Below are 17,372 nucleotides of genomic sequence, written 5' to 3' on the forward strand. Positions count from 1 at the left end.
ACGGGAGGGTGCGGGCAAGGGGGCTCGGCCCGCACCTGGGTACGGGTCGGCCCGCACCCGGGCAGGGGTCGGCCCTAGCCCGGGCACGGGTCCATTCGGTGAATCGCAGGCAGGAAGGCGGTGGCCCCGGGCGGGGCGAGCGCTCAAGCCGTCGTCGGCCGGCCCTGCGGCTCGTCGCAGCCGCAGCTCGCCCTGCGGACCACGCCCACCGGCAGCACCAGGGAGACGGGCTCCTCGGGCGGGCGTCCGCTCAGGCGCCGTACGAGCAGGTCGACGGCCTCCTCGCCCATGCGCACCATCGGCTGGCGCACGGTGGTCAGGGCGGGGCGTACCAGGCGGCTCAGCGGGATGCCGTCGAAGCCGGTCACCACGACGTCGTCGGGCACCCGCAGGCCCAGCCCTTCGAGGGCCTGGAGCGCTCCCACCGCCATCTGGTCGTTGGCGAACACGAACGCCTCGGGCCGGTCGCCGCCCCCCTCGCACAGCAGGCCGGCGGCGCGGGCGCCCTCGGCGCGGGTCATCATCGGCATGCGCAGGGCCGGTTCGGCGGCGGGCTCGACTCCGGCCTCCAGACAGGCCCGGCGGAAGCCGCGGAACCGCGCCTCCACGTCCGGGGAGTCGTCCAGGAGTCCGACGTAGGCGAGGCGGCGCAGCCCGTGGTCCCGCACCAGGTGCCGGGTCAGCTCGTACTGCCCGTCCTCGTTGGCGACCTCGACGTGGTCCAGGTGGTCGAGCGAGGGGTCCTGCGCGCGGGGGCCCGCCAGCATCACCACGGGCCGGCGGCGGGAGATCGCCTCGAGCTCCTCGGTCGGCACGGTGCGGGCCATCACGGCGAAGCCGTCCACCCGGCCGGCGACCTGGGCCACGAGGTTCTCGGGGCCCCCTTCGAGCGAGGCGGCGATCAGCAGTGCGTACCCGTGGCGGCGGGCCGCCCGTTCCATGCCCCGGATGATCTGGTCCGAGTAGAGCATCGCGGCGTCGTCGTCCTCGGCGCCGACCGCGTCCGGGTCGGAGTAGTCCGGGAAGCAGAGGCCGAGGACGCCGGTGGAGCGGCTCGCGAGACCGCGGGCGCTGCCGCTCGGCACGTATCCGAGCTCGTTCGCCGCCGCCAGGACCCGTTCGCGGGTGGCGGCGCGTACGGAGTCGGGGCTGCGGTACACCCTGGACACCGTGGCGATGGACACTCCGGAACGTTCGGCCACGTCGTACACCGTGGGGTTCGCGTTCACGATGCGGTGCCGTTCATGGGTCGGGCCCCCGTCTCCGTGCGGCACGTCTGCCGCATGTCTGCCGCACATCTGCCGTGCGCCTGCCGTGCTCCTGCTCCGTGCCCGCTGCGTGTCTGCCGCGCGTCTGTGGATGAAAGCGCATTCACCCTAGGTCGGGGCAGGCCGGTGAGGCAACCGGCTGCGGGACGGACGTGGCGCGCGAGGACCCCTTGCGGCGGTGGCGGCGCGTCAGACGTCCACGGCCCCTTCGCAGATGTCGGCGGGTTCCATGTCGTGTTCGACCAGGGCCTGGGCGGTCATGATGAGACTGACCCGGTGGCGGTCGGCGTAGTCGGCCAGCAGGCGTCCTGCCGTGCTCATCGGCACCCGGTGGTGGGCGGCGATGATGCCCTTGGCGATCTCCAGGAGGGTCTTGGCTGCCATGGCGCCCTGCACGCGCGTGACCACGTCGTCCCGCCGGGGCTCGGCCGACCAGTGCATCAGCCCCAGCGCGGCGGAGTCGGCCAGGGCCTGGGCGAGGTGCACATCGGCACCCGTGAGGTCCCCGGTGCGGGTGGTGAGCAGGGTCAGCGCGCCCAGCACGCGCTCGTGCAGACGTACCGGCACCGTGCGCAGGGACCGGTATCCGGCCTCGGCCATGGCCTCGGCGAGCTCGGGCCAGCGCTCGCTCTCGGCCCGGATGTCGGCGATGGCGGCGCCCCGGCCGGTGCGGTAGCAGTCCATGCAGGGGCCGCGCCCCGTCTGCATCTGCATCAGCTCCACGAACGCGGCCCCGTCCTCGGTGGCCGCCATCGTCCTCAGCGTCCCGCGGGCGTCGGCGATCATCACCGCCACCGCGTCGACGTCCAGGAGGGTGCGGCAGGCGTGCACGAGCCGGTCGAACAGACGCAACGGATCGAAGTCCGGTGCATAGGTGTCCGTCAGGTCGACGAAAGCCTTCGCCAGCTCGCGCTCGCGGTTCATGCTCGCCTCCCCGGCGGTGTCGTCGTACCTGCTCAGGTGCTCACTCATGGCGGATGTCCAGGCTGCCGTCGATGATGGACCGCGCGACGTCGAGTGACGTGGTGCCCTGCGCGAAGGCCCTCGCCCGCAGCCTCAACAGGGCTTCCTCGGCATCCACCCCCAGGTGCACCATGATCACGCCGGTGGCCTGGTGGATTTCCACCCGGTCGGATTCTGCTCCCTTCAACCATGTGACGACCCCATCGGAACCTGACACGTTACGGGTACGATCGAGGGCCGTGACGGCCAGGCTCAGGGCATCGGCGACCAGCAGCGCCGTCGGCACCTGCTCGTCGTCGAGCGGACCGGGCGTCCCCTGGTACAGGTCCAGGGTTCCCAGAACGCTCGCACCGGCGGTCAGCGGCACCGAGAAGACGGCCTCGGCACCCGCTCTGGCGGCCTGGACGCAGAACAAGGGCCAGCGGAGGGCGTCCGGGGCACGGGTCAGATCGGACGCGAACACCGGCGCCCGCAGCCGGACGGCATCCGTGCACGGCCCCTCGCCCAGCGTGTACTGGATCTCCGCGAGCTGAGCGGCCATCCCGTCGGAGGCGAACAGCACGACGCCCATGCCCGCCTTGCGTCCCAGGACCGACAGGGACAGCCCCGAGACGTCCGGCAGGAGGGACACGCACGCCCGGCACAGCGCCTGGGGCACGGACGCGGGAGGCACGTCCCGGACCGCATCGATCAGCCTGCGCGTGATGCGGGTCCGCAGGAGCTGGGTCTGCCGCTCCGCGTCCTGGACCCCTTCGGCGTCCTCCGCGCCCTCGGCACCCGGTTCCCACCAGGACATGCTCCTCACCTCCCCGTGCGGCAACCGGTGTACGAGTGCGATCTTGCCTCATCGCTGGGCCTCCGGTCGTCAGGCACCGGTGGAGCGGTCTCGGCCGTACGTACGGAGGCGGCCGGCCCCGGTACCGGCCCCGTCACCGGGGCGCGACGGCCGCGGTCCTGACGACCGCGCCCGGGCGCGGTCGTCCTGCGCCACCACCGGCGGGGTCGTCGCATAGGTCACCAGCCTCGACTCGTCGTTTCGCCCTGCGCCCCGGACACCGGATCACCGCGTCCCCGGGCCGCCCGCCGTGGTCAAGTCCCCCTGTCGGCCCGAGGGAAACGGCTCACGGGTCCGGCGACCGCGGCTCCCGCCTCAGGCGGGTCCGAGTCAGCGCCCCGGCCCCGGCCCAGGCCCCAGTCCGAGCTCACGCTCGCCGAGCGGTGCGAAGAAACGTTCCACGTCGGCGTCGGTGACCTCGGCGAGGGTGGCCGGTGACCAGCGCGGGGTGCGGTCCTTGTCGACGACCTGGGCCCGGATGCCCTCGACCAGGTCGGGCGTGGCCAGGGCCGCGCACGAGACGCGGTACTCCTGCTCCAGCGCCCGTTCCAGCGAGCCGAGCCGCCGGGCGCGCCGTACGGCGGCGAGCGTCACCTTCAGCGCGGTGGGCGACTTGGCGAGCAGGGTCTCCGCCGTCTCCTTCGCGGCCGGGTCGCCGTGCGCCGACAGCCGCCGGACGATCTCCTCGACCGTGCCGGCGGCGAAGCAGGAGTCGATCCACTCCCGCCGCCCGGCCAGCTCACCGTGCGGCGGGGGCTCCGCGTGGCGGTCAAGCGCCTCCCGTACGGGCAGGGCGGCGAGGTCGGCCACGAAGCGCGGAAGCGACGCGGACGGTACGTAGTGGTCGGCGAGCCCGCACAGGAGGGCGTCCCCGGCGCCGATGTGCGCCCCCGTCAGGGCGAGGTGGGTGCCCAGCTCGCCCGGCGCCCGCGCGAGCAGATGCGTACCGCCGACGTCCGGCACGAAGCCGATGCCGGTCTCCGGCATGGCGATCCTCGACCGCTCGGTGACGACCCGGACGCTGCCGTGCGCCGAGACGCCGACCCCGCCGCCCATGACGATGCCGTCCATGACGGCGACGTAGGGCTTGGGGTAGTGGGCGATGCGCGCGTTGAGGCGGTACTCGTCGCGCCAGAACGCGGCCGAGGCCGTGCCGTCGCCGTCGCGGGCGTCGTCGTGCACGGCCCGGATGTCGCCGCCCGCGCACAGACCGCGCTCCCCCGCACCGGTGAGGACGACGGTCCCGACGGCCGGGTCGTCCTCCCACGCGGTCAGCGCCTCGTCGATGCGGCGCACCATGGCGTGGTCGAGGGCGTTGATGACCTTCGGGCGGTTGAGCACCAGGTGGGCGGCCCGGCCGGCGGTGCGCAGCAGGACGGGTGCCTCGGCGCCGGTCATCCCGGAACCCTTACCGTGCCGTGGGCCGCTTCGACGCGCATGATCTCGTCGGTTCCTTCCGGGTCGCCGGACTCGTACGTCACGGACGATCTTCTCAGCACGGTCCGTGGCCCGGGTGCGCGGGCCCGCGGGGCAGGGCCGGACCGGACCGACCCGACCCGGCCCTGCCCGGCGGGAAGCGCGGTCAGACGTGTCCGCTGTCGCCGCCGTAGTAGCTGCCGAACTCCTCGCGGTAGCCCGGGTCGCCCAGGTGCTGGTGCCGGTCGAACTCGGGGGCGTCCTTGATCTCCTGCTTGGTGCGGTCGACGATGATCCGCCGCTCCTGCGTGTCCACGGCGAGGATGGTGCCCGCCGGAAGCAGGACCTCCTTGCCGAAGATCCACGTACCGGTGTCCACCACCAGGTAGGCGTCGTCCACCTCGTCGGAGTGCTTGTCGACCTTGCCGATGCTGCCGTCCGTGGCCTCGACCCGGTAGCCCGTGAGATCGACGTCCGCCGGGCGGGTCGCCGCCGGCCGGTAACCCCAGACACTCTCCGTCACGCTGATCCCACTCCTCGGTGCAGACATCCCGACCTACGGACCACCGCCTGCCCTGCCGTCCCGCGTCCACACACGCCCGTCGCCCTGCACCGGTCACCGCACGCCGGTCGCCGCATGCCGGTCACCGCACGCCGGTCGCCGGTCCCGGGTAGAAAACGGCTCGCGGGGTACCCCGGGGGCCATGACCCTCACCGAAACAGCCCCGCTGCGGGCAGTCGCCCTCGTCTGCACCCTGTCCCCCTCGCCCGCCCCGTCCAGCTCGCACCTGCTGGCCGAGCAGACCATGACGGCGCTCGGGAAGCACGGCGTCACCGGCGAGGTGATCCGGGTCGCGGACCACGACGTCAGGCCCGGGGTGGAGAAGGACATGGGCGACGGCGACGCGTGGCCGGGCATCCGCGAGAAGATCATGGCCGCCGACATCCTGGTCCTGTCCACCCCGATCTGGCTGGGCCATCCCTCCAGCGTCGCCCAGCGGGTCCTGGAGCGGCTCGACGCCGAGATCTCCGAGACGGACGACGAGGGGCGGATGCTGACCTTCGGGAAGGCCGCCGCGGTGTGCGTCGTCGGCAACGAGGACGGCGCCCACAAGGTCAGCTCCGACCTGTTCCAGGGACTCAACGACGTGGGCTTCTCGCTCGCCCCGAACGCGGTCACCTACTGGGTCGGGGAAGCCATGAAGGGCGTCGACTACCAGGACCTCGACGAGACCCCCGAGGCCACCTCGGCGACGACGGCCACCCTGGCGGCCAACACGGCCCACCTCGCCCGGCTGCTCAAGGGCGCCCCGTACCCGCCCAGCTGACCGGCGCCCCGCGCGCCCTGTCCCCGTTCGCCCGCGCGCCCTGTTCGCCCGCGCGTCCTGTTCGCCGTCGCGCCCTCAGTCCTGCGTGCCCACCAGTCCCACCCGGTGGGCCAGGACGACGGCCTGGACGCGGTCGCGCAGGTCGAGCTTGGTCAGGATGCGCGACACGTACGTCTTGACGGTCTCGCGGCTGATGACCATCCGCTCCGCGATCTCGGTGTTCGACAGCCCTTCGGCGATCAGTCTCAGCACCTCGGTCTCGCGGGGCGCCAGCGCGGACAGCGCCTGCGCCCCGGGGTGGCGCCGAGGGCGCTGGATCCGGTCGGCGAACCTGCCGACGAGCTGCCGGGTGACCGCCGGTGCCAGCAGGGACTCCCCCGCGTCGACCGTCCGGACGCCGTCCACCAGGTCGCGCGGCTTCGAGTCCTTGAGCAGGAAACCGCTGGCGCCGGCGCGCAGTGCCTCGTACACGTACTCGTCGAGGTTGAAGGTGGTGACCACCAGCACCTTCATGGGGGCGACGACATCGGGTCCGGCGAGCAGCCGGGTCGCCTCGATGCCGTCCAGCAGGGGCATGCGGATGTCCATCACCACGACGTCCGGGCGCAGCCGTCGGGCGGTCTCCACGGCCGTGCGCCCGTCCCCGGCCTCCCCCACGACCTCGATGTCCGGCTGGGCGTCGAAGATGGTGACGTAGCCGGCCCGTACGAGTTCCTGGTCGTCGCAGACGAGGACCCGGATCGGCGGCGCGGAGCCGGCGGCGGTCACTCGGGCCCTCCGGTCGGTGCGGCCGACTCGGTCGGCCCGGTCGGTGCGGTCCCGGTCGGCCCGGTCCCGGTCGGTATGCGGGCGCGCACGCCGAAGCCGCCGTCCGGGAGCTTTCCGGCCGACAGTTCGCCGCCGAACACGCCCACCCGCTCGCGCAGCCCGATCAGCCCGTGCCCGCCGCCCCGTCCCAGCGGCCTCGGCCCGCGGACCCCCGCGGCGACGGGTGCCGCTCCGGTGGTGACCTCGACCTCCACCTCGTGACGGCCGTAGTGGACCTCGACGCGTGTCCGGTGGCCCGGTGCGTGCTTGAGCGCGTTGGTCAGTGCCTCCTGGACCACGCGGTACGCGGCCAGCCGTACCGCCGAGGCCGCCGGCGGCACCTCCCCCCGTTCCGTGAGTTCCACGGGCTGACCGGCCGTCCGCGTCTGCTCGACCAGGTCGCTCACCTCGCCCACCGTCGGCGCAGGGTCGGAGACGGCGGCGGACGACCCGGTGCGCGGCCCGCCGGACGCCGCGCCGCCGGACGCCGCGCCGTCGGACAGGGGGTCGCCGGACGTGCCTCCGGACGCCTTCAGCACGCCCAGCAGGTGCTGCAGATCCGTCAGGGCGTGCCGTCCGGAGTCGCTGATCGCGCCGAGGCCCGCCTCGACCCGCTCGGGCGCGTCGGCGAGCAGGAACTGGGCGGCGTCCGCCTGGACGACCATGGCGGTGACGTGGTGGGTCACCACGTCGTGCAACTCCCGCGCGATACGCGCCCGTTCACGCGCCGTCGCGGCCTCCACCCCGATCCGCCGCCGCTCCGCCTCCCCGTCCTGGCGGGCCCGTACGACCGTGCCCATGGCCCAGCACCCCACCAGCGCCGTGTAGATGATGGCGAAGTCGGGCACGCGCTGGGGCGAACCCCTGCCGTGCAGCCCGAGGGCGAAGAGCGCGTAGAACGCGGTCGCGGCGGCGACCCCCGTCACCCGGCGCGCCCGGTCGGTCCGCCTGCTGTGGGCGCCCATGCTGTAGAGCGCGACGTACAGGCCCATGCTGGCGCAGGTCTGCGGGTAGCCGGCCAGTTCGTGGACCGCGAACGCGCCCGCCACCAGCGCGAGGCACACCGCGGGAAACCGCCGCCGCACCACCAGCGGGAACCAGAGGGCCGCCGTCACCAGCGCTCCCGGCAGGCCCGCCGGGCGTTCCGCCAGGTCGCCGAACTGCGCGCCGAGCGGAGCCGTCACCGGCGCGAACACCACCGGGGCGAGCAGGACGGTGCCCACCGCGTCGCGCCGGACCACGTCCAGCGCACCCCAACGCGCGACGAGAGCACGCGCGTTCGTCTGCCAGATGGATCCCGCCGAACCGAGCACAGGCAGAGACTAGCGCCTCGCGATCGGGGCGCAGCCGTCAGCTCGGACGCACCGCCGCCTGACCGGATCCGGTCGGCGCCACGCGGTCTACATTGCTGTAGAAGCTTCTCCTGGAGCATGATCGTCCGACGACTCCGCGTCCCGGCCGCACCGGCCGGGACCGGTGCGTCGAGCGAGCGAGCAGGAGAGGCACGATGGCAGAGCACGACGACCGGGCCGCACCGGATCCGACACCGGTCCCGCCGGTCCGGGCAGCCGTGGCGCGCCGCGCCCGGACCGTCACCGAGGCGCGGTGGTTCGCCGTCACCGTCTTCGTCCTCATCCTCACCAACGCGGCCCTGCTCGGCGTCGAGACGTACACGGGGATGGTCGAGGACTGGCACCGCTGGTTACGCCTCGCCGAGCACCTCTGCGTGGCCGCCTTCACGGTCGAGATCCTCCTGCGCCTGGCCGCCCACGCCGACCGCCCGAAGGACTTCTTCCGCGACCCGTGGAACCTCTTCGACCTCGCCGTCGTCCTGAGCACGTTCCTGCCCGTCGTCCGCGAGAACACCACCGTGCTGCGGCTGCTGCGGCTCGCCCGCGTCCTGCGCACTGCGCGTTTCCTGCCCCAGCTCAGGATCGTGCTGGTGGCGGTGGGGCGCAGCCTGCCGGGCACGCTCAGCTTCCTGCTGGTGGGCGCCCTGCTGCTGTACGTCTTCGCGATGGTCGGCTGGGTCTTCTTCGCCCGGCACGACCCCGAGCACTACGGCTCCATCGGCCGCGCGGTGCTCACCCTCTTTCTCCTGATGACCCTGGACGGCATCGGCGACGCGGTCCGCGCGGGCCTGGAGGTCTCCCGCTGGAGCATCCTCTACTACGCCTCCTACGTCCTGCTCGCCTCGTTCGTCCTGGTCAACGTCCTGATCGGCGTGGTCATCACCTCGCTCGACGAGGCGCGGGACATGGAGGCGGAAGCAGAGGCAGAAGTGGAGGCGCGGGCCGACGCGCAGGGCGCGCCGCGGGAGCCGTCCGGCGCGCCGCCGCAGCCGGCGGACGCGGTGGCGGACCCCCGGCTGGTGCGCGAGCGCATCCTCGCCGCCCGGCGGGCGCTGGACGACCTGGAGCAGTGTCTGCCCCCGGTCCCGGCCCCGGGCGCGGGACCCGAGCGGTCCGCCGTCACCGACCGGGCCGACCGGACCCCCGCCGGGCTCCCCTAGGCGTTCCGCACGGGCCCCGGGCGTTCCGTACGGGCGCGAGGTGCTCGTCCGGGCGTGCGCGTGTCACGGCAGGATGGAGTCGACGTACCCGCCGTCGACCCGCAGCGCGCCCCCGGTGGTGGCGGACGCCTGGTCGGAGCTGAGGTAGACGACCATGTGGGCGATCTCCTCCGGTTCGATCAGCCGCTGGAGCAGCGACTGCGGCCGGTGCTCCCGCATGAACACGCGCTGGGCCTCGTCCCACGGCAGGTCACGGTCGACGAGCCCGTACACGAAGTCCTCGACGCCGCCGGTGTGGGTGGGGCCCGCGATGACGGAGTTGACCGTGACGCCCGTGCCCGCCGCCTGCTTCGCGAAGCCCCGGCCCACCGCGAGCAGGGCGGTCTTCGACATGCCGTAGTGGATCATCTCCGCGGGGATCACGACGGCCGAGTCGCTGGCGATGTTCTGGACGCGCCCCCAGCCCCGTTCCGTCATGCCCGGCAGGTACGTACGGATCAGGCGCACGGCGGCCAGGACGTTGACGTCGAAGTAGCGGCGCCATTCCTCGTCGGTGATCTCCAGCGGGTCCGCCGACCCGAAGATCCCGAGGTTGTTGACGAGGATGTCCACCCGCGGCAGGGCGTCCAGGACCCGCGCCGCGCCCTCCTCGGTGGTCACGTCCGCCGCCACGGGCACCACGTCCGCGCCGGGCACCCGCTTCGCGAGTGCGGCGGCGCTCTCCTCGGTGCGCCCGGCGTCGCGGCCGTTGACGGCGACACGGGCGCCGGCCTCGGCCAGACCGGTGGCGATCGCCGCCCCGATGCCCTGGGTGGAGCCGGTGACCAGTGCCGTGCGGCCCGTCAGATCGATACGCATCCCAACGCCCTCTCCTGTGCGTCCCCCGCGGTCTCCGTCATGAGTCACCTGACCCACATGAGTCAACCGTGTACCCGTTCGACCGCGGTGTCACCCGAGCCGCGCGAGACCGCGCAGCACCGCGCCGCGCCCGCGGTCGGGGACGGTCCACAGGGTCTGGCCCGTGACGCCCCACCGCTCCAGCAGCGCGTTGGCCGCGAGGAAACCGCTGGTGGCGGCGCGTTCCATGAGCGCCACCGGCAGCTCCGTGCGGACCAGGTCGCCGGCCACCACCAGGCCGGGATCGGGGGTGCGGACGGTGGGCCGGTCGGCATATCCGCCGACCGGGAACAGCGGGCAGTCGGACCGCCATTCGTGCCGTTCGTCGACGACCTTCGCCGCGCGCGTCTCCGGGTACACCTGGTGCAGCTGCTCCACCAGGCGCTTCTGCTCCACGGCGCGGTCCGCGCCGTCGGGCAGGGCGTAGGCGTGCAGTTCCACGACGGAGCCGCCGGTGCGGAAGGCCCAGCGCGCCGCCTCCCCCTCCCAGCGGTCCAGCACACTGACGTTGTCGAGGGACCCGTACCCGCTGGTGCCGAGGAAGCCGGGCCGGTCGGCCGCGACGGGGCGGTCCAGCCAGAGCCGGGAGACGAGGAACGGCGGTGCGGTGCGCAGCCGGGCCGTCCGCTCGCGCCACGCGGCGTCGCCCAGCAGCGGGGAGCGCGCGACGAGGCCGCCGAGGCCGCCCGTGTCCAGGGCCAGGACGACGGTGTCGTGGCGGCGTTCGTCCGTGTCGGTGGCGACGTGGAAGCCGCCGTCCGGGGTGGGGTCGACCGTCTCGACGGAGGTGCCGGTGCGCAGCTCGACGCCGTGGCCCTCCAGATAGCCGGCGAGCGGTTCCCACAGGGCGGTGGGAAAGGGCTCGTCGGGCACGTCGAAGAGCAGTCCTTCGGAGGAGCCGAGGAAGTAGATGTGGAACATCAGCACCATCTCCGCCGCGGACAGCCGGCGGGGGTCGGCGAAGAAGCTCCGGGAGAACACTTCGAACGCGAGGTGGTGGGCCGCCTCCGGGAAACGGATCGACTCCAGGAAGTCGTGGGCGCTGACGCCGTCGAGCCGCTCGTACACCCTGGGGACGCGGACGTCCAGGAGGGGCAGCGCGGCGACCGGGTTCATCCGCACCAGGTCCCGCAGTCCGAAGGTGGGGCTCAGGGCGACGAACCCGAGGGCGCTCCAGGGCGGGGTGCGCGGCACGTGCCGGAAGCTGTCGTGCAGACCGCTGCCGTGCCGCAGCGGATAGTCGGGCAGGCCGCGCAGACGCTCCAGTCCCGGATCGGTGCGCCGCAGCAGTCCGCGCAGGTTGTAGTACTGGCGGAAGAACGCGTGGAAGCCGCGGCTCATCGTCACGTCGCTGCCGTCGGAGAGGGTCGTCCGCCAGCCGGCCAGCCGTCCGCCGAGGGTGGGTTCGCGTTCGTAGAGCGTGACCCGTACGCCCCGTTCGGCCAGCGCCGTGGCGGCCGCGAGACCGGCGATGCCGCCGCCCACGACGGCGGTCGTCATGGGGCGGTCGCCGGTGAAGCGCGGCGCGCCCGGGGCCGGGAGGATCGTGCGGGCGCGCCGGTCCCTGCCGCGCCGGGCGGGGTCCGGGTGCCGGGGCTCGGCGGCCGGGCGCCGGGGGACGGTCGCCGGCCGGTGCGGTGCGCTCATCGGCCGGCCTCCGCCCCGGGGCCCGGGCGGCGGGCGACGAAGGTGTGGGTGATGCCGGTCTGCCAGCCGGGCAGGGGCAGTACCCGTACGTGCCCGAAGCCCGCGGCGCGGACCCGGGCGGCGAAGTCGCCGGCCGTGTCGAACTCCACGACGCTGCGCCACAGATGGCGGTAGAGCGTGCCGTCGCCGAGGGCGCTCGCGACGGGCAGGACGAGGCCCCGGCACACGCCCGTCCACACCGCGCGGTGGGCGGGCCGTCCGCTGAGGGTGTACTCGTGCACCGCCAGCCGTCCCTCCGGCGCCAGGGCCTCGCGCACGGAGGAGAGCACCGCGTCGGGGTCGGCGACGTTACGGAAGAGGTACGCGGCGAACACCGCGTCGAAGGGGCCCCGCACGCCCGCTTCCGCCAGGCGTTCGGCGGGGGCCTGCACGAAGGTCACCCCGTCCCGCCACGGTTTGGCCGCCGCGCGCTCCAGCATGCCCGCGGAGGCGTCGACCGCGGTGATCTCGGCGCCGGGCAGGACGGCGGCCAGCGCGGCCGTCGAGGCGCCGGTGCCGCATCCGAGGTCCAGCACGCGCAGGCCGGCGCCGCCGTCGGCCAGGCCCAGCCGGCGCACCGAGCGGCGGAGGTGGGCGTGGTAGCCGGGGTTGGCGGCCACCAGCGTGTCGTAGCTGCGAGAGGCGTGGTCGAACGCGGCGGCCAGGTCCTCGTCGCGCAGCAGGGTCATACGGTCTCCTCGGTCAGGACTGACGGGTCGGGGCTGGTGGCGGGTTGGGTGTCGCCGGGGCGCCGTTCCCCGCCGCGTTCTCGGACAAGGACGCCCTGCTGATCGGCACCGGCCGCCGCCCGGCGACCACCGCCGAACGGACCGCCCTGGGCGACCTCGCCGCACGGCTCCCCCTCGTCCTCGGCTGACCCCCTCCCCCCGCCGGGAGCCACGGGGCAGCGCTTAGGGTGCCGTCATGGACTCGCAGCGCTACCTCGCGGAACTGTTCTCCCTGGACGGGCGCACCGCCCTGGTGACCGGGGGCAGTTCCGGCATCGGGCGCGGCATCGCGCAGGCCCTGGCCCGCGCCGGGGCGGCCGTCGTCCTCGTGGCCCGCAAGGAGGCCGAACTGGCGGCGGCGGMGGACGAGTTGACCGCCCTCGGCGCCCGGGCCGCCTGGGTCGGCGGGGACCTGGGCACGCGGGCGGGCGTACGGGACGCGGCCGAGCGGGCCGTCAAGGTCTTCGGCGAGCCCGACATCCTCGTCAACTGCGCCGGGATCAACCTGCGGCCGCCGATGGACGAGCTGGACGAGGAGGTCTGGGACGCCACCATGGCGCTGAACCTGGACGCGCCCTTCCTGCTGGGTCAGCGGTTCGGTCCGGCGATGGCCGAGCGGGGTTTCGGGCGGATCATCCACATCACCTCGCAGCAGGCCCACCGGGCCTTCGTGCAGAGCGGCGCCTACGGCGTCTCCAAGGGTGCGCTGGAGTCGCTGGCCCGTTCCCAGGCGGAGGCCTGGTCGCCGTACGGCGTCACGGTCAACACCCTGGTGCCCGGTTTCGTGATGACACCGCTGAACCGGCGCCTGTCGTCCGACCCCGGGAAGGTGGCGGCCCTCGCCGCCCGCACGATGGTCGGCCGCAACGGCCTGGCGGAGGACTTCGCGGGCGCGGCGGTGTTCCTGGCGAGCGCGGCCTCCGCGTACGTGACGGGCCAGTCGGTGTACGTCGACGGCGGCTTCTCGGTGCACTGACCCGCGGCCGGGCCCGGTCCGGCGGACAAAAACAGTTCTCACGGCGGGGCCCCGCCCCATAGGGMGGGCGCGCAGCTGGTTCGCCCCGTCCGCCAGGCGGGATGCGTCGCAAGAGGGAACCCGGTGGGAATCCGGGACTGCCCCGCAGCGGTGAGCGGGAACGACCGCCGTCATACGCACTGGACCCGTCCGGGTCCGGGAAGCGACGGCCAGTAGGAGTCCTCCGTCGGAGGGCGTGCCCGCGAGTCCGAAGACCTGCCCGTTGCCCGCGCGCGACCCCTCGTGCGCGGACATCCCGGTGACCTCGTGGGCGGGTCGGCGTACACATCGGCGGACGACCGCACCGCGCAGCGCGCGCATCGGTCTCCGTCCGGTTCGTCACTCCTTCGCGTTCGCGTCCCGTCCCGGGATGCCAGGGAAACATCTCGCGAAGGAGATTTCCGTGACATCGAAGTCCGCGGCCGCGGCACGGGCCACCGTGTACGGCTACCCCCGCCAGGGACAGGACCGGGAGCTGAAGAGGGCGATCGAGGGCCACTGGAAGGGCCGCGTCGACACCGCGGCCCTGCGGGCCACCGCCGCCGGCCTGCGCCGGGCGAACTGGCTGCAGCTGGCCGACGCCGGCGTCCACGAGGTGCCCACCGGCGACTTCTCGTACTACGACCACGTGCTGGACACCACCGTCATGGTGGGCGCGATCCCGGAGCGCCACCGCGCCGCCGTGGCGGCCGACCCGCTGGCCGGCTACTTCGCCATGGCGCGCGGCACCCAGGACGTGGCGCCGCTGGAGATGACGAAGTGGTTCGACACCAACTACCACTACCTGGTGCCGGAGTTGGGCCCCGACACCGTCTTCGCGGCCGACTCGTCCAAGCAGGTCGCGGAGTTCCGCGAAGCCGCCGCCCTGGGCCTGACCGCCCGCCCCGTGCTCGTCGGGCCCGTCACCTACCTGCTGCTCGCCAAGCCGGCGCCCGGTGTGCCCGCCGGCTTCGACCCGCTGACCCTCCTCGACCGGCTGCTGCCCGTGTACGCGCAGGTCCTCGCCGAGCTGCGCGCGGCGGGCGCCGGATGGGTCCAGCTCGACGAGCCCGCCCTGGTGCAGGACCGTACGCCCGCCGAACTCGGCGCCACCGCCCGCGCCTACCGCGACCTCGGCGCCCTCACCGACCGGCCACAGCTGCTGGTCGCCTCCTACTTCGACCGGCTCGGCGACGCGCTGCCCGTCCTGGCCGGGGCACCGGTCGAGGGGCTGGCGCTGGACTTCACCGGGCCCGCCGCCGCCAATCTGGACGCGCTGGCCGCCGCCGGCGGACTGCCCGGCAAGCGGCTGGTCGCCGGTGTCGTCGACGGACGCAACGTCTGGATCAACGACCTGCAGAAATCGCTGGCCACCCTCGGCACGCTCCTCGGGCTCGCCGACCGCGTCGACGTGGCGGCCTCCTGCTCCCTGCTGCACGTGCCGCTCGACGCGACCGCCGAGAAGGACGTCGATCCGCAGATCCTGCGCTGGCTGGCCTTCGCGCGGCAGAAGACCGCCGAGGTCGTCACCCTCGCCGAGGGACTCGCCCGGGGCACCGGCACCATCGCCGGCGAACTCGCCGCCAACCGCGCCGACCTCGCCTCCCGCGCCGGCTCGCCGATCACCCGCGACCCCGCCGTCCGGTCCCGCGCCGAGGCCGTGACGGACGCCGACACGCGCCGCTCCCAGCCGTACGCCGAACGCGCCGCGGCCCAGCGCGCCCACCTCGGCCTGCCGCTGCTGCCGACCACGACCGTCGGCTCGTTCCCGCAGACCGCCGAACTGCGCACCGCCCGCGCCGACCTGCGCGCCGGCCGCATCGGCACCGCCGGGTACGAGGAGCGCGTCAGGGCGGAGATCCGGGAGGTCGTCTCCTTCCAGGAGAAGGCCGGGATCGACGTCCTGGTGCACGGCGAGCCCGAACGCAACGACATGGTCCAGTACTTCGCCGAGCAGCTCACCGGCTACCTCGCCACCCGGCACGGCTGGGTCCAGTCCTACGGCACCCGCTACGTCCGCCCGCCGGTCCTGGCCGGCGACGTCTCCCGCCCCGGGCCGATGACGGTGCGCTGGACGTCGTACGCCCGGTCGCTGAGCGAGCGCCCGGTCAAGGGCATGCTCACCGGGCCGGTCACGATGCTCGCCTGGTCCTTCGTCCGCGACGACCAGCCGCTCGGCGACACGGCCCGCCAGGTCGCCCTCGCCCTGCGCGACGAGGTCCTCGACCTGGAGGCGGCCGGTACCCCGGTCATCCAGGTCGACGAGCCCGCGCTGCGCGAGACGCTGCCGCTGCGGGCCGCCGACCGCCCCGCCTACCTGGCATGGGCGACCGAGGCGTTCCGGCTCAGCACGAGCGGGGTGCGGCCGCAGACCCAGATCCACACCCACATGTGCTACGCCGAGTTCGGCGACGTCGTCCGGGCGATCGACGACCTCGACGCGGACGTGATCAGCCTGGAGGCCGCCCGGTCGCACATGCAGGTCGCGCGGGAACTGGCCGCCCACGCCTATCCGCGCGAGGCCGGGCCGGGCGTCTACGACATCCACTCCCCGCGCGTCCCGAGCGCCGAGGAGGCCGCGGACCTCCTGCGCACCGGCCTGCGGGCCATCCCGGCCGAGCGGCTGTGGGTCAACCCCGACTGCGGCCTGAAGACCCGCGGCTGGCCCGAGACGCGGGCGTCGCTGGAGAACCTGGTCGCCGCGGCGCGCACGGTCCGGGCGGAGTTGGCCGGCGCCTGATCCCGTACGACGGCCGGGAGGGGGACGCACGCCCTCCCTCCCGGCCCCGGAGCGGCACTAGAGTGCCCCCGTGACCTCTCTGCCGAAGCACCCGCAGCCGCCGGTCGGCGACGAAGAGCGCGAGCGGGCCGTGCGGCGCCTGCGGGAGGCGTACGCCGAGGAGCACATCTCGCACCAGGAGATGGACGACATCCTCGGCCGGGTGCTCACCGCCAGGACGCACGGCGAGCTGACGGCGGCGCTCGTCCCGCTCCCGGCGGAGGCGCCGGACACCACGTCCACGATCGGCGCCCTCGGCGGCCGGATCGTGCGGCGCGGCGCGTGGCGCGTCCCGCGGTTCCTCAAGGTCGAGTCGGCGATGGGCCGGGTGCGGCTGGACCTGTCCCGGGCGGTCGTCGAGCACCCCGTGGTGGACATCGAGCTGGCGCTCGGCACCGGCCGGGCCACCATCACGGTGCCGCGCGACGCGGTGGTCAACCTCGACGGCCTGCGCACCACGTGGAAGGACGTGCGCTACAGGGCGCCGCGGCATCCCGTCCCCGGCGGGCCGACGGTCCGCGTCTCGGGCGTCATGGGGATGGGCCGGCTGAAGATCCGCCACGCGCGCCGCTGAGGCGCCGGGTCCCGCCGCCCCTCGGGACATGCGGCGAAGTTTTCGAATACCTGCCCCAACTCCCCTCCTCCGGCTCTAAGTTCACAGCCGTACGACGTCCGTACGACCCACGAGCCCGGAGGACCTGCCCATGCGTACCTCGCTCCGCACCTCGATCGCCGGCGCGGTCACCGCCGTCACGGTCCTGGCCGGGGGCGCCGCCCACGCGACCCCGCCGGGGCCCGGGGTCACCGGCACCCTGATCACGCAGCGGACGGTGGGCGGCACCGACTACGTCCTGCGCAGGATCACCGTGCCGCCGGGCCAGGCCACCGGCTGGCACTACCACGACGGCCCGCTGTACGGGTACGTCGAGCAGGGCACGCTGAGCCACTTCGACTCCACGTGCGCCTCGGACGGCCTGTACCCGCGGGGCAGCACGATCCAGGAGCCGGCCGGTCCCGCCAACGTCCACATAGGCCGCAACCTGGGTGACACCCCGGTCGTCCTCGTCGTGCTGTACGTCCTGCCGCACGGCGCGCCCTTCTCCGAGGACGCCCCGAACCCGGGGTGGCCCTTCTCCGAGGACGCCCCGAACCCGGGGTG

Annotated in this window: 17 protein-coding genes and 1 riboswitch; of the genes, 7 read left to right on the plus strand and 10 right to left on the minus strand. The window is 74.1% G+C overall.

Annotation, left to right across the window (positions count from 1 at the left end; genetic code table 11):
• Nucleotides 1-143: 143 nt before the first annotated feature.
• From FGF04_RS09470 to FGF04_RS09490, 5 genes are all read right to left on the minus strand, one after another.
• Entirely contained in the window at nt 144-1,229 is a 1,086-nt protein-coding gene (locus FGF04_RS09470; protein ID WP_149510823.1) for a LacI family DNA-binding transcriptional regulator, read from the minus strand.
• A 228-nt stretch (nt 1,230-1,457) separates the two neighbouring features.
• The gene (locus tag FGF04_RS09475) at nt 1,458-2,240 is read right to left on the minus strand and encodes a GAF and ANTAR domain-containing protein (protein ID WP_149510824.1); all 783 of its coding nucleotides are present in this window, start codon (nt 2,238-2,240) and stop codon (nt 1,458-1,460) included.
• On the minus strand, nt 2,233-3,027 hold the full coding sequence (locus tag FGF04_RS09480; RefSeq protein ID WP_149510825.1) for a GAF and ANTAR domain-containing protein: 795 nt from the start codon (nt 3,025-3,027) through the stop codon (nt 2,233-2,235). Before FGF04_RS09480 ends, FGF04_RS09475 begins: the two co-directional genes overlap by 8 nt.
• Before the next feature lie 369 nt (nt 3,028-3,396).
• On the minus strand, nt 3,397-4,464 hold the full coding sequence (locus FGF04_RS09485; protein ID WP_149510826.1) for an enoyl-CoA hydratase/isomerase family protein: 1,068 nt from the start codon (nt 4,462-4,464) through the stop codon (nt 3,397-3,399).
• A gap of 184 nt (nt 4,465-4,648) precedes the next feature.
• Nucleotides 4,649-5,005: a PRC-barrel domain-containing protein gene (locus tag FGF04_RS09490; protein WP_149510827.1), complete on the minus strand. Its 357-nt coding sequence runs from the start codon at nt 5,003-5,005 to the stop codon at nt 4,649-4,651.
• Nucleotides 5,006-5,186: 181 nt separating this feature from the next.
• Here FGF04_RS09490 and FGF04_RS09495 point away from each other — a divergent pair, with 181 nt between their 5' ends.
• The gene (locus FGF04_RS09495) at nt 5,187-5,810 is read left to right on the plus strand and encodes a flavodoxin family protein (RefSeq protein ID WP_149510828.1); all 624 of its coding nucleotides are present in this window, start codon (nt 5,187-5,189) and stop codon (nt 5,808-5,810) included.
• A 75-nt stretch (nt 5,811-5,885) separates the two neighbouring features.
• Here the strand turns inward: FGF04_RS09495 and FGF04_RS09500 are convergent, their stop codons facing one another.
• Complete coding sequence (locus FGF04_RS09500; protein ID WP_149510829.1) at nt 5,886-6,578, minus strand: response regulator; 693 nt, start codon at nt 6,576-6,578, stop codon at nt 5,886-5,888.
• Nucleotides 6,575-7,930 (minus strand): sensor histidine kinase, encoded by a 1,356-nt coding sequence (locus FGF04_RS09505; RefSeq protein WP_235882260.1) that lies wholly within the window; start codon nt 7,928-7,930, stop codon nt 6,575-6,577. The genes FGF04_RS09500 and FGF04_RS09505 overlap by 4 nt, the downstream gene beginning before the upstream one ends.
• Before the next feature lie 194 nt (nt 7,931-8,124).
• On the opposite strand from FGF04_RS09505, the gene FGF04_RS09510 reads away from it, so the two are divergent.
• A complete protein-coding gene (locus FGF04_RS09510) occupies nt 8,125-9,129 on the plus strand; it encodes an ion transporter (RefSeq protein ID WP_149510830.1) in 1,005 nt (334 codons plus the stop codon).
• Nucleotides 9,130-9,192: 63 nt separating this feature from the next.
• Here the strand turns inward: FGF04_RS09510 and FGF04_RS09515 are convergent, their stop codons facing one another.
• The 3 genes from FGF04_RS09515 to FGF04_RS09525 form a co-directional block, all read right to left on the minus strand.
• On the minus strand, nt 9,193-9,987 hold the full coding sequence (locus FGF04_RS09515; protein WP_149510831.1) for an SDR family NAD(P)-dependent oxidoreductase: 795 nt from the start codon (nt 9,985-9,987) through the stop codon (nt 9,193-9,195).
• A 90-nt stretch (nt 9,988-10,077) separates the two neighbouring features.
• The gene (locus FGF04_RS09520; RefSeq protein WP_149510832.1) at nt 10,078-11,673 is read right to left on the minus strand and encodes an FAD-dependent oxidoreductase; all 1,596 of its coding nucleotides are present in this window, start codon (nt 11,671-11,673) and stop codon (nt 10,078-10,080) included.
• Nucleotides 11,670-12,401 carry a methyltransferase domain-containing protein gene (locus FGF04_RS09525; protein ID WP_149510833.1) on the minus strand — a complete coding sequence of 244 codons (732 nt, stop codon included), beginning with the start codon at nt 12,399-12,401 and terminating at the stop codon, nt 11,670-11,672. The genes FGF04_RS09520 and FGF04_RS09525 overlap by 4 nt, the downstream gene beginning before the upstream one ends.
• A 44-nt stretch (nt 12,402-12,445) precedes the next feature.
• Here FGF04_RS09525 and FGF04_RS09530 point away from each other — a divergent pair, with 44 nt between their 5' ends.
• The 5 genes from FGF04_RS09530 to FGF04_RS09550 form a co-directional block, all read left to right on the plus strand.
• Complete coding sequence (locus tag FGF04_RS09530) at nt 12,446-12,589, plus strand: hypothetical protein (protein ID WP_408055599.1); 144 nt, start codon at nt 12,446-12,448, stop codon at nt 12,587-12,589.
• A 47-nt stretch (nt 12,590-12,636) separates the two neighbouring features.
• Entirely contained in the window at nt 12,637-13,416 is a 780-nt protein-coding gene (locus tag FGF04_RS09535; protein WP_149510834.1) for an SDR family NAD(P)-dependent oxidoreductase, read from the plus strand.
• Nucleotides 13,417-13,475: 59 nt separating this feature from the next.
• A riboswitch (cobalamin riboswitch) is annotated at nt 13,476-13,693 on the plus strand.
• Nucleotides 13,694-13,858: 165 nt separating this feature from the next.
• Nucleotides 13,859-16,174, plus strand: a complete 2,316-nt coding sequence (gene metE / locus FGF04_RS09540) for a 5-methyltetrahydropteroyltriglutamate--homocysteine S-methyltransferase (protein WP_149510835.1) — start codon at nt 13,859-13,861, stop codon at nt 16,172-16,174.
• A 70-nt stretch (nt 16,175-16,244) separates the two neighbouring features.
• Nucleotides 16,245-16,787 (plus strand): DUF1707 SHOCT-like domain-containing protein, encoded by a 543-nt coding sequence (locus FGF04_RS09545; protein WP_149510836.1) that lies wholly within the window; start codon nt 16,245-16,247, stop codon nt 16,785-16,787.
• A 130-nt stretch (nt 16,788-16,917) separates the two neighbouring features.
• On the plus strand, nt 16,918-17,372 hold a 455-nt coding region (locus FGF04_RS09550; protein ID WP_149510837.1), incomplete at its 3' end, for a cupin domain-containing protein.

This window comes from Streptomyces apricus, assembly GCF_008369065.1.
GTDB lineage: Bacteria > Actinomycetota > Actinomycetes > Streptomycetales > Streptomycetaceae > Streptomyces > Streptomyces apricus.

Coding starts and splice junctions, on each gene's coding strand:
- FGF04_RS09515 (WP_149510831.1), bottom strand. CDS start 9,987: ATGCGTATCGATCTGACGGGCCGCACGGCACTGGTCACCGGCTCCACC.
- FGF04_RS09480 (WP_149510825.1), bottom strand. CDS start 3,027: ATGTCCTGGTGGGAACCGGGTGCCGAGGGCGCGGAGGACGCCGAAGGG.
- FGF04_RS09510 (WP_149510830.1), top strand. CDS start 8,125: ATGGCAGAGCACGACGACCGGGCCGCACCGGATCCGACACCGGTCCCG.
- FGF04_RS09485 (WP_149510826.1), bottom strand. CDS start 4,464: ATGACCGGCGCCGAGGCACCCGTCCTGCTGCGCACCGCCGGCCGGGCC.
- FGF04_RS09495 (WP_149510828.1), top strand. CDS start 5,187: ATGACCCTCACCGAAACAGCCCCGCTGCGGGCAGTCGCCCTCGTCTGC.
- FGF04_RS09520 (WP_149510832.1), bottom strand. CDS start 11,673: ATGAGCGCACCGCACCGGCCGGCGACCGTCCCCCGGCGCCCGGCCGCC.
- FGF04_RS09475 (WP_149510824.1), bottom strand. CDS start 2,240: ATGAGTGAGCACCTGAGCAGGTACGACGACACCGCCGGGGAGGCGAGC.
- FGF04_RS09525 (WP_149510833.1), bottom strand. CDS start 12,401: ATGACCCTGCTGCGCGACGAGGACCTGGCCGCCGCGTTCGACCACGCC.